The sequence below is a fragment of the Streptomyces flavidovirens DSM 40150 genome (assembly GCF_000429085.1).
GTDB classification, from domain to species: domain Bacteria; phylum Actinomycetota; class Actinomycetes; order Streptomycetales; family Streptomycetaceae; genus Streptomyces; species Streptomyces flavidovirens.
The window spans coordinates 26,087-36,790 of sequence record NZ_AUBE01000037.1 but is presented as its reverse complement, the minus strand read 5'-3'; the positions used below and the strand labels follow the sequence as shown (position 1 = coordinate 36,790).

At 67.4% G+C, this 10,704-nt stretch carries 10 protein-coding genes; 4 read left to right on the top strand and 6 right to left on the bottom strand.

Annotated elements, in window-relative coordinates:
* The first annotated feature begins 390 nt into the window (after window positions 1–390).
* A complete protein-coding gene (locus tag G412_RS36610) occupies window positions 391–645 on the top strand; it encodes a hypothetical protein (protein ID WP_028815229.1) in 255 nt (84 codons plus the stop codon).
* A 140-nt stretch (window positions 646–785) separates the two neighbouring features.
* Here the strand turns inward: G412_RS36610 and G412_RS0129735 are convergent, their stop codons facing one another.
* The 4 genes from G412_RS0129735 to G412_RS0129720 all read right to left on the bottom strand — a co-directional run bounded on the left by G412_RS0129735 (window position 786) and on the right by G412_RS0129720 (window position 6,006).
* Window positions 786–1,850 (bottom strand): NAD(P)/FAD-dependent oxidoreductase, encoded by a 1,065-nt coding sequence (locus tag G412_RS0129735; RefSeq protein WP_028815228.1) that lies wholly within the window; start codon window positions 1,848–1,850, stop codon window positions 786–788.
* Window positions 1,847–4,084, bottom strand: a complete 2,238-nt coding sequence (locus tag G412_RS0129730) for a LodA/GoxA family CTQ-dependent oxidase (protein WP_028815227.1) — start codon at window positions 4,082–4,084, stop codon at window positions 1,847–1,849. The genes G412_RS0129735 and G412_RS0129730 overlap by 4 nt, the downstream gene beginning before the upstream one ends.
* Entirely contained in the window at window positions 4,081–5,112 is a 1,032-nt protein-coding gene (locus G412_RS36605) for a ferritin-like domain-containing protein (RefSeq protein WP_051338692.1), read from the bottom strand. Before G412_RS36605 ends, G412_RS0129730 begins: the two co-directional genes overlap by 4 nt.
* A 426-nt stretch (window positions 5,113–5,538) precedes the next feature.
* Window positions 5,539–6,006, bottom strand: a complete 468-nt coding sequence (locus G412_RS0129720) for a LodA/GoxA family CTQ-dependent oxidase (protein WP_028815226.1) — start codon at window positions 6,004–6,006, stop codon at window positions 5,539–5,541.
* Window positions 6,007–7,018: 1,012 nt separating this feature from the next.
* Here G412_RS0129720 and G412_RS0129715 point away from each other — a divergent pair.
* Together G412_RS0129715 and G412_RS40375 are read left to right on the top strand one after the other, a co-directional pair.
* Window positions 7,019–7,255 carry a chaplin gene (locus tag G412_RS0129715; RefSeq protein WP_028815225.1) on the top strand — a complete coding sequence of 79 codons (237 nt, stop codon included), beginning with the start codon at window positions 7,019–7,021 and terminating at the stop codon, window positions 7,253–7,255.
* Between the two features lie 55 nt (window positions 7,256–7,310).
* Window positions 7,311–7,514: a biotin/lipoyl attachment domain-containing protein gene (locus G412_RS40375; RefSeq protein WP_167546502.1), complete on the top strand. Its 204-nt coding sequence runs from the start codon at window positions 7,311–7,313 to the stop codon at window positions 7,512–7,514.
* 184 nt (window positions 7,515–7,698) lie between these two features.
* Here G412_RS40375 and G412_RS41235 read toward each other — a convergent pair whose 3' ends face one another.
* On the bottom strand, window positions 7,699–8,628 hold the full coding sequence (locus tag G412_RS41235; protein ID WP_244283302.1) for a tyrosine-type recombinase/integrase: 930 nt from the start codon (window positions 8,626–8,628) through the stop codon (window positions 7,699–7,701).
* On the opposite strand from G412_RS41235, the gene G412_RS0129700 reads away from it, so the two are divergent.
* A complete protein-coding gene (locus G412_RS0129700) occupies window positions 8,627–9,046 on the top strand; it encodes a hypothetical protein (RefSeq protein ID WP_028815223.1) in 420 nt (139 codons plus the stop codon). The genes G412_RS41235 and G412_RS0129700 overlap by 2 nt on opposite strands.
* Before the next feature lie 72 nt (window positions 9,047–9,118).
* Here G412_RS0129700 and G412_RS41230 read toward each other — a convergent pair whose 3' ends face one another.
* Window positions 9,119–9,367: a hypothetical protein gene (locus G412_RS41230; RefSeq protein ID WP_028815222.1), complete on the bottom strand. Its 249-nt coding sequence runs from the start codon at window positions 9,365–9,367 to the stop codon at window positions 9,119–9,121.
* Window positions 9,368–10,704 lie beyond the last annotated feature (1,337 nt).

The following is a 10,704-nucleotide window of genomic DNA, read 5'->3' as shown; positions in this document are numbered from 1 at the left end:
CCCGCCGTGTCGAAGCACGGGACAGATCTGGCGTCCTGGAATGAGACAGGCGCAAGCAGGATCTCGCCCCATCTGACACACCACTGGCCTCACCACGCATAACCACAACTACAGCCCCACCAGCAACACCTCATCGAGAAGCGCAAACCGCCCTAAGAGATGACGCTCAAGATGAAAACGACCTCTCAGAACCTGAGTTGGAAGGCCCGTACTACACCGACGCTTTGGCCTGTAGCTGCCGTGGATCCGACGGCGCGTTGACGCTCGCGCAGAGAAGTCGGGGCTTGTCGCCGACGGTGGGAGAGCTGGCGCCCCGGCGTACAGGGGTGGGCCCGATGCCCGCGAGCACGAAGGTCAGAAGCATCACGCGCCACCGGTACGAGGAGCTCCTTGACCAAGGACCGGAAACTGGTGCTGGACGAGACGAAGACCCAGTTCAAGATCGGGGACGACGTCCTGGAAATCCGTGCGGCGCGGCAGGGCTACAGCCTCCGCGTCGACGCCGTCCCCACTGTGCACGCCGGGCTCTTCGCTCGCCTCCGACCGCTTGATAGCGCCCAGGGCCTCCCCGCGGTCCCGGCCCGGCGCAAGGCCCGCTGCGGCTACGAGACCCCGATCAGCACACTTGTGCCGTCCGGGCCGTGATCGTCCTCTGGCAGTCGCTGAGGGATGGGCGGTGGCCGGGAGCGCTCGATGCACCGCTCCTCGCGCGGCGGCTTGATGCCGCGCGAGGCTCCGACGGACCGACTCGAACACATCGGCTCCTCTGCGCAACGAAGGACTGGTTAACGGCCGATCCGGCTGGCCCAGAACGGTAGGTCCCGGAAGCGCGAGGCGGCAGACAGCACTTGCCGGCGCTCGGTCAGATGCCGGGTGAACGCCGTGCGGAGCAGCGTGGCGTATCCCTCGGCCGCGCCCACGTCCCCGTCCACCAGCGCGCGCGCCGCAGCTGCGGCTGGCTCCGCGAGCTCCAGGGCGTGCCGTAGGCCGGAGGAGGAGAGCGGATCAACGGACATCGCCGCATCTCCCGCGGCGACGACGCCGGGGGACCACGGCCGGTGCGCGCAGCCGACCAGTGCGGTCCGCAGGGCGGTGGGCCTGGGCAGGTGCGCGCCACCCAGCCGGTGTGCGGTGTATGGCGGCGGCACGGGCCGGTCGTGGCCAGCCGGGTTCTCGACGCGCAGCACGGTCAGCTGGCCGGGCTGAGGTGTGGGCGCTGAGTACCACCATCCGTCCGGGGACGCCTCGACCAGTGACCAGGACTGCTGACCGGCCAGGCCGGGCCGGGTGTGCCACACCGAGCAGCGCATCCGGTCCAGTCGGTTCCACGTCAGCAGTTCGCGGGAGAACCGTCGTGCGGATCCGGAGGCGTCGACGATCACGGGTGCCCGGCACAGCGCGACGCCGTCCACGATTACCGTCCAGCTGCCGTCTGCCGTGCGTTCGGTCCTGGCCCGGCCGAGCACCAGGCGGGCGCCTGCCCGTATGGCGGCGGCGCGCAGCAGTGGGTCCAGCCGAGCGCGGTCGACGGCCCATGCTGGGCCGTACGGGTTCGCGAGGCCGTGCCGGCGGTCCATCTCATCTCCGACCCAGGCGCTGCGGCTTTCTTGCACTTGGACGGCGCCGGCGCTGAATTCTTCCGCGACGCCGAGTGCCTGTAGTAGCGGGAAGGCCGAGGACGCCAGCTGCTGACCGACCGGCGACCATGGCGTGCGGCCGTCGTCCACCAGGACGACGACCGCACCCGCACAGGCCAGCCGGCAGGCCACGCTGGCGCCTGCTGGCCCGCCACCGAGCACCGCCACGTCGATCGGCCGTCCGGAAACTGGCCGTCCAGCGAGCAGCGTCACAGATCCTCGCCGGCTGCCGAGAACCGCTCGCGGACGAACGGGTGCCCGAGCGGAGAGGTCGCCACTGCCCGCACACGCGACCACCGCGCGTCGGCGTCGAGGGCGGTGGGGCCGTCGCGCCCCGGCTCGACCTCAGCCCACTGGACCGCGTCTCCCTCGCCGCCTGCCAGAATCGGCCGCAGGCTCAGCTGCACGTCGGACAGCGGCGAGCCGCCGAACACGGCTTCGACGTCCGTGGCGGCGTCCTGGGCCTGGTTGAGCACCCCGAGGTCGAGCTTGACATCTGACTCGGTGGTCGCTGTGACCTGGTACGGGATTTTCCTAGGACGGTCGGCGGCCGTGATGTGCAGCTGCCAGTAGCCGGCGCCGCAGCGGCGCTCGGCGATGACCGGGACGGGCAACTCGAGGTGCATTGACACTCCGTTGGCGTGCCGGGTGACCGCCAGCCGAGGGTCGTCCAGCTGCAGGTCCGGCCCCAGGGGAGTCCTCAGGCTCAACGACAGCGCGGTGGGATCGGCGCAGCGCAGCTCGATGGAGAGTGCCCGGTCCAGCTCGGTCAGCCAGAACGGCCAGGTTTGCGAACGGCCGCTGGCGGGCTCACCGCGTCCGTACAGCAGCAGATCGGTGCCGGCCAGCTGCTCCGGTCGCAGCCAGGCGCCGTCTTCTCCGTCGCCGGACGACGGCGCGGCGACGAAGACCTCGGACCACTGGTCGGGGAGGTCGATCCAACTGGTCGGCTTCTCCAGCCCGAGCGTACGGCCGACTTCCAGATAGCGCCCGGTGCCCTGATCCAGGACGAAGCCGAGCTTGTGCCAGTGGTCGACCATGTCTTTGTTGCTCTTGATGTTGTTCGCCCAGGCCCGGTACTCGCTCGCGCCCGTGGGGATCACGTGGATCGGTCGTGGCACCGGCCACCAGGTCTCGGCGCAGGCATGGAAGTCCGACTGCCAGGGAACGGCCATCCGAGCGGTGACGTCGCCGGGTTTGACCGTGTCGGCAAAGACGAACGGGCTGGCCCAGTTGTTCTTTTCTGTGACGAACTGGCCTACCTCGATGCCGGGGTTGAAGGAGCCGCCGACGCAGGCTTCCAGTGCGGCCCGGTCCAGGCCTTCGGGCGTGATCGTGTTGTACTGCGGGATCCTGACGTCCCAGTCCCGTAGGAACTGGCCGTCGCGCCACTTGCGCATGATCTCGTACTGGATCCGGGTCAGGTGGCCACCATTGGCGCGCCCGGCGAGTTCCGGCATGTCGCCGCCCGCCTCCTGGTCGTACGGGCTGCGCAGTCGGGCGAAGATCTTCCGGCGCTGGTAGGCACCGTAGTAGGGCTTCTCCCAACGTTGGTGGGTGCTGCCGCCGGCCTCGCGGTAAAGCCACTTCATGGCGCCGGCGCGGTGAAGGATGGGGTGGATGTCCCGGGTGTAGGAGGGAAATTCCGGGATGTTGGCGGGGACTCTCTTGCCGTTGATCTCGGGGCTCTCGGGGGCGAACACGTCGTTGAGTCTGTCCCAGAGCGTGATCGGGTTGTCCAGCTGCGGCGCGAATTTCGGTGGCGCGACGATGACCCAGGCTGCCGCCTCGAACGGCTTCGGATGTCCGGTGAGCGTGATCTCGGCTTGGACCCGGCCGTCCGAGGAAGTGTCATACCAGCCGTCGTTGTCGAAGATCTCGGCTGGTTCGGGTTTGTCCGGCAGTGGTGTGCCCGCCGCGCCCGAGCTGCCGAGGACGAGCAGGTGCCCGCTTTGGTCGGTCCGCAGCTCGCCCAGCGAAACCTTCGCTTCGTAGGTGGACCTCAGGTCCTTGCTCTTGAACCTGATGCTGGCCTCTTGGAACGGCGCGCGCTGGCGGGCGCCGTGGACATGCTGCGGTGGGGGTGCGATGTGCAGGAGGTGCCGCTCCTTTGTCATGTACGCGTTCCGTAGTTGCCCGGAATCGGAGTACGACTTGGCTGCGGCTTTCTTGTTCGCAAGCTCCACCGTCCACTTGATCGACACGCCGCTCTGGTGGGTGAGTTCGATGTACTGGTCGCGATCCGCGTTGTACCCGAAGCAGCGGAATCTGGCCGCCTGCTTCTTGAGCTTCCCCTCCTTGTCCTTGAACTCGCCCTCGTCTGGGGCCGGCGGCACTCCGGGGATCTCCGGGCCGACGAAAAACGCGTCGCTGTTGCCCACCCTTGCGATGCCGATCCGGGGGTGGATTTCCACCGAATGAACGTCCTTGATGGTCATCTGCTTCATGCCGCACTCCCTCGCGGACTCAGGAACTCCGGGCCGCAAACGGCCCCGGACTGACACTCGATCAGCTTCTTCGCGGCGTCGTCGAGCCGGATCATGGCATCGATGCTCGCCTTGAGCGGTGCCTGCTCGGTGCTCCAGACCCGGCGCAACGCCTTGAGCATCGCGCCGTACTCGGCGTTCACGGCGTTGAGTTCGTGCCGCAGTTCGGGGCTGACGTCATGCCAGCCGCCAACCGGCACCCGGCCGAGCGGGTGCACCGCGGGGCGCACGATCCGCGCGCCGCCGAACTCCAGTTTCTTGGCGCCGGCGTTGTAGCTCAGCGCTCGGCCGTGCCAGAGCTCGGCGAATCGGTAGTAATGGGATTTCTCGCCCGAGCGCGGCGTCTCAAGTGGCAGCTCACCGGCTCCCTCGCCCTGTTCGCTGATCAGATCGATGGCCTCGGCGGCCTTTTCCCGATCCGTGATCTCGAACAGCCGGTCGCCGCCGATCCACCCGGTGGCCTGCGGCCGGTTGGGCTTGATGAGATCGCGTCGGTCCGGTGTGAAGCACTTCCTGATGGCGTCGTAGAAGGCTTTGATCGTCGGGTAGGTCGGCTCATCAGCCCACAGCGCGAGCGGCTTCTCCGGGGCCTCGATCTCCATGAAGACCCGCAGGATGTCGTCCGGATCCTCCGGCTCGGCCTTCAGGCCCTCCAGTCTGATGTTCTTCAGGTCTGGCTTGACCTTGCCTGGCAGGCCACCCGGGTAGCTTGGGGGTGCGATGGCCGGATCCTCTCCGATCGCGGAGAGCAGGTTGCAGGCCAGGCCCATGTGGAACATCTCCTGCCACGCGATGCCTTGCAACACGCCGGCGGCGTCCGAGCTGCGGTCCTTCACGGACCACAGCGCATAGAGATAGGGCGGGATCGTGGCGAACTCGAGGTTCACCGCGTGCTGGAGCATCTGCTTGAGCCAGCGAACGTCCTGCTGCGACTCCTCGACGCACATCAGGCTGTCGACGGTGGTCGACGCTTCGACGGTCAGGGTCATCCTCAACTCCTTCTGGGGCGGTTCGACTCGGTGGTGGGCTGGGTGCGGTAACGAGGATGCTCGGCGTGGCCCAGCGGGGCCGCGGGGGAGCAGAGCCTGGCCTTGGGTCCTGGTCTGGCCTCCGGCGTGCGCTCCTCTCCCGGGGCGAGCGCGATCGCGGCCTTGGTGACGTCGTCCGCGCGGGGATTTCGCAGCGAGTCATCCTGGTCGGTGACGCTGTGCAGCAGGACGATGTCGAGCAGCAGCGCAGCCGCGCCGTCGGGGGAGCAGGCCGCTCGCCGTCACCCGTCCTGCCAAACCGGTTGACGAGCAGATCCCACAGGGGGACGGGGTCCTCCAGGATGGGCGCGAACTCCGGCAGAGCGATGACCACCCAGCCGCGCCGCGCGCGGACCGGGGCCCGCCCTCGGATGTGGATATCGGCGTTCACGGGCCTGTCCACGTGTCATCCCACCAGCCGTCGCTGTCGGCGAAGGCCGTGCAAGGCTCCCTGGTGGGAGACCCGGCGACTCCGGTGCCGCCGAGCACGAGCAGTTGCCCGGCGTCATCGGTCCGCAGCTCCCCGAGGGGTACGGCCGCCCTCGCGAAGCGCCCGCCGTCGAGCAGGTGCCGCTCTCCGGGCCTGCGCAGCGGCCAGGCGCCCGGATCGATGACGAGGCCGCCGCCCCCTTGTTGCGGGGTTGCCCCGGTGAATATCAGGGAGGCGGCCTTGCGGTTCGCCACGTGCACGGTCCAGTGGGCGGCTGCCTCTCCCGGCAGGTCGGTGAGTTCCGTCCACCTGTCGGCCCGCGCGGCCTGCCGTTCGATCCGCCGGTGGGCCTTGGGGCTGTTGCCGAGCCGGGGGGTGCCGATGGCGAGGTGGGTACTGACGGACGTGATGTCAGCGAGGTCCACGCACCGTTTCCTAACTTTGAGTAATCAATATCTACTCACAGTAACCGCAGGTTGGGTCCACTCCTTCACCCCTTGGCTCACGGGCGCGTCGCGGGAAAAGTTCCACTGCCAACTCGTCACACAGTCCGCGCCCACTCCGTCTGGGTGAGCCCCCCAGCGGTGGGCGTGACGACAAGTACCCGCTGTCCGCCCGACGCCGGCTTCGCTCGCCGCCCGTCCAGCCGCCACCATTCTCGACCGCCTGAGTAGTGCCCCGGCCTGAGACCCGCGTTGACCTGGGTCACCGCGCGAGCTTCGCGGTGCGCTGTGGGTGGGCCGCATTGATATACCGCATCGCGGATGAGTGGCGATGCCGTCGACCTCGAAGGCCTCGTGGTGAGTCCGGTCCTGACGGCGCGTCGGCATCGTGCGCCCGGTGGGCCGGAAGAGCGTGTCGAAGGTGTTTGTGCCGATGGCCGGGTGGCCGGGTGTAAAGAGGGCCTACCCCTGCGGGTAAGTGGCCTCCCGCAATCGTGGCGATCCCACTCCGTCCAGCGAGCGCACCGCGCATTGAGTGGCTGACGCTGTCGGGGATCTTAGGGAGCCTCGATTTGCTAGGTGATCGTTCCGCTCGGTCACTCGTCGTCGGTCGCAGGACGGGTACGGCTCAAAGGGCCTGTGGAGCGTGCAATCTTCTTTTGCAGTTCTTCCGACACTGTGGTCTCCGGCTACAGCTGATCCAGTACTGCACAGGCCAGGCTCCTCTGGCCGGAAGCACGCGTCAGCACACGAGCCCAGCCCCACACAAGTGGAGCAGAGCCCTAACGCACGTTCATCGCCATACATAAGGCCCCTGCTGGTGGGGCCTCGGTACCGCGCGTCTGCCGCCCGAGCTCATCCCCTTGTCGGCATGTAGCACTGAATGACGGTCCATCCGTCGTATCTCCGTGCCGGTTGTCTCGTTGAGCTGGACGAGTGATGGCCCCGTCGCCCGGACGCTGGGCCGTTTTCCGTCATCAGTCTTTGGAGAGACATGCGTACTCGAATTGCGATCGCCGCGACCGCTCTGGCCCTGGGCGGCGCCCTCGCTGGCGCTGGTGCCGCCACGGCAAGCTCCGGTGCCCAAGGTGCCGCTGTCAACTCGCCCGGCGTTGTATCCGGCAACGTCATCCAGGTGCCGGTCCAGGTCCCGCTCAACGCGTGCGGCAACACCATCGACATCGTCGGCCTGCTCAATCCGACCTTCGGCAACACCTGCGTCAACTACTGATATCGGGGGGCAATCTAATACCGTGGTCCGCCCGTTTCCCTCCCGGGCGGACCACGTGGAATCGGTGAAGGCCGCCACCGACATCTACAGCCCAGTCAGCGGCGAGGTCATCGCCGTCAACAAAGAGCTCATCCCCTACCCGGCGGGCATCAACAGGGACCCGTACGGCTCGTGGATCTTCGAGCTGAAGCTGTCCAACCGGGACGAGGTCGGCCGGCTCTTGGACGCGGATGGGTATAGGGCGGCCATCGGCGAATAGCGCGGCAGGGTGTCTCCCGCCCGCGCTGCGAGGGCGGGAGACTCAGGGGTAGCGAGATACGCGCCAAAGGGGCAACGGGATGATCTTGAAGCCCTGATCCGCTCGGATCGGCCCCGGTGTCCTAGCTCAGACACCAGCTGCAAGGTAGCCACGAGTGAAGCTCAGGCCCTGCAAACGACGGGTGTCACGTGCGGCGACGTGCGGCGGGGTCGCGCTCTGCGACGTGCCGGGCGACCGAGTCGACGCCGGGCCGTGCGTATCGCTCCAGGGAGCGGACGGAGGCGTGGCGGGAGCGGGCCAGCAGCATCGGGGTAGACGTGCCGTCCTCCGCGTCGTGCGTGAGGGCACTGTGGCGTAGCCGGTGAAGCGTCCAGCCGTCCAGATCTTCGATGTCGTCGGGTGAGGCGAGGGGGTTGGCCAGCAGCCGCGTGTTCTCCTCGAAGATCTCCTCAGCGCGGCGGTAGGAGAGCCGGGCCCGGCCGGTCTCCGGGCACACGTCGAGCGTCGGTGTTCCGGCCGGGGCCTTGCGGTCGGTGAGGAACAGCGGGCCGCGGGTGCGGCGGGCGATGAGGCGGGGCAGGAGCTGGGCGGTGCCGGACTGCCAGTGAATGCACTCGATCGCCCCGCCCTTGGCCGTGATCTTCCCCCGCTTGTCCTGCGGGTACAGGTCTTCCACGTTCAGGCACAGCACCTCGTCGGCCCGTGCGGCGGACTCGTAGAGCATCTTCCACTGCGTCTTCTCCCGCAGCGCGACGTCGAGGCGCCACAGGGCAGCGATCTGATTCTCCGCGAGAGCCTTGGTGCGGTCCGGCGGTGCCGGCCGCCGCTCGATGCCGATCGTCGGATCGCACTCGATCCAACCCTGGCGCTGCCACCAGCCGATCGCCTTGCGCGCGATGGACAACTCCCGGTTGACGGTGTCGGCGTCCATCTCGTCAGCCCGCGCCGCCGCCAGCTCGGCCAGCACCTCGGGCAGCGCCGGGTCATCGATCGCGGCGATGGGGAAGACGGGCGGCTTCGCGCCCCGGCGGGCGGGTCCGGTCGGCGCCGGTTCACCGGCGAGCATCCACCCCCAGCTCGTCAGCGAGATCCGGTAGATACGCGCGGAGGGCATGAACCTACGCACATTCGCCCGCGCGATCGCTGTCACGCTCACCTTCGCTGCGGTCGGTCAGGGCGCCACCGCAGCCTGGGCCGGCGGAATCGGAAGCTTCCTCTCGCCCGCGATCAAGAATGGCTGCGCCAACCAGAGCGTCGGCGCAGCAGCGCAGGGCCGCACGACCGCCGCGACCGGACAGGGAGCAGGCAACCTGCTCACGTTGCCCACTACCGGGCCCCTCAACCAGTGCGGAGGCGCCGATCTCCTGCCGCACGTTTCGTATTCGTCTAACGAGAATCTCCTGCCGCAGAATTCGTTTAACGGGAAGAACTGCGTGCAGGAAAACAGGAGGAGTGAAGCCCAGATTTTCCAGCTCAGCAAGATTCTGGACCAGCAGAGCGACACTGGGATCAGCTCCAACATGGTCTGCTAAAAGGAGGCCAGCCAAGCAGGGGCTGCTATTGGGTGGCGCGCTTCACAGCTGTCCGCAGGACGTCGCTAGTAGTCACACATTGTACTGGAGCCGGGCTTTCTCCAGTATGTCGTCGGCAGTCGGGCGACTGGCCATGCCCGCACACTGCGCGTCGAACACGGTCACCGTGCCGCTCGGCTTCGCGCAGGATGAATAGGGCGGTAGCCCGCGGACGCCCGCGAGGAGGAACTGGTCCACCAGCTCCTGGTCGAAGTCCTCGTACTCCTGGGCCGTCGACAGCCGTCGCGGTGTGTCGATCGACCGGACGACCGCGAGCGTCATCGACGCCTCAGCTCACTGGTAACGACCATGCGTCGTGGATAGCGGCGGACTGTCAGGAAACTCGACGGAACGTCGAATTCTCCACGCGATCGAGTAAACCCCGGCTCATCAGCGCCGCAGGTCAGAAGATGATGCGCCGAGTCGCTAGAAGTCACGGGAGTCCCGACAAAAGCCGTGGGTTCATGTTTTCCGAAGGGGGCTCGTAGCCGAACCTACGGGTGGTGCGCCCAGAACGGTGCCGGAGCAGGCCCGGGTTCGTCCGGGCCCGGTGAACCGGCCGTGTTCTCGTAACCTGCCCCGCCACGCCGAGGCCATGGTCACCCTCTCGGCGATCAGGCTGATGCTGCACCGCCTCACCCGACGGCCACCACATCCCCCAGCCGCGATGCCGCGGCCAGGGGCGGCACTGCGACCCGCCTGAGCCGTAGAGCGTTATTCCGGTGCCCATCGCAGCGGATCGGACTGCGGTCGGCGCCGCGAGACCCGGCACACGTCCAGGCCGGCGAAGGCGTGCTCACGCCAGCGGGCAGCGACCGTAGAGCGTCGCCCGCAGACGACGGTTATCTCGGTGGTCGCGGTGAACGATTCCTGGTCCGCCTCTTCAGTGCCAGGGTTCTAGACCCGCTGGCAAAGAACAGCCTGATTAGCAATGGGAAGTACGCACCACATCGCCTCCTTTCCCTGCTTGGCGGCATCATCGCGTGCTGCCTGCTCCGTGGGGTATTCCCAGTGCGGCTTCGGCGGCGACGAGCAGTCAACACCCATGATTCCGAGGGGGTCAGGGAAGCAGAACTGCAGGTTGCTGTACAGACCGGAGCGAGGTTCGATGGCTGAGGCGGGGCTGGCCAGCCCAAGGACCAGTCCAGCCGTGACAACAGCGCCAGTCAGGCTGGCAAGACGTCGGACACGAATCATGAGATCTCCCGAGGGGACGACGGCGTACACGTAATAGTCAAATGGAATCTTCCCAACGGATAGAAGCCGTATCTCACACTTCCGCATGAACTAGAAACACCAGTTCGGCAGATCCCTACTCGGTTCACTTTCCGTGTCCCGCATACGCTCAGCGACTGTCACAGTGACTACTAACTTGTCATACCAGCCTCAGAAGCAGGTTCTGACGGGCCTGCACCCGCTGCAGCGGGTGGCTCCTGCGCTCCTGTACGGCGCTGCCCTGGACCGTCGAGACCATCCGGGGAATCCGACGAAGAGCCCCGCAGCGGAAGGCGCACCCTCCAAAGGGCCGAAGCACCTACAAGCTCTCCGCAAAGGCTGCTGCCACACACCCGTGCCCCCAGAGCCCGGATACAGCCTCTGGGGTGCCAGCACAAGATCAA

Excerpts from the sequence above, each read along its gene's own strand:
- G412_RS0129700 (WP_028815223.1), top strand. The coding sequence starts at position 8,627 with ATGAACCTACGCACATTCGCCCGCGCGATCGCTGTCACGCTCACCTTC.
- G412_RS0129715 (WP_028815225.1), top strand. The coding sequence starts at position 7,019 with ATGCGTACTCGAATTGCGATCGCCGCGACCGCTCTGGCCCTGGGCGGC.
- G412_RS0129730 (WP_028815227.1), bottom strand. The coding sequence starts at position 4,084 with ATGAAGCAGATGACCATCAAGGACGTTCATTCGGTGGAAATCCACCCC.
- G412_RS41235 (WP_244283302.1), bottom strand. The coding sequence starts at position 8,628 with ATGCCCTCCGCGCGTATCTACCGGATCTCGCTGACGAGCTGGGGGTGG.
- G412_RS36605 (WP_051338692.1), bottom strand. The coding sequence starts at position 5,112 with ATGACCCTGACCGTCGAAGCGTCGACCACCGTCGACAGCCTGATGTGC.
- G412_RS41230 (WP_028815222.1), bottom strand. The coding sequence starts at position 9,367 with ATGACGCTCGCGGTCGTCCGGTCGATCGACACACCGCGACGGCTGTCG.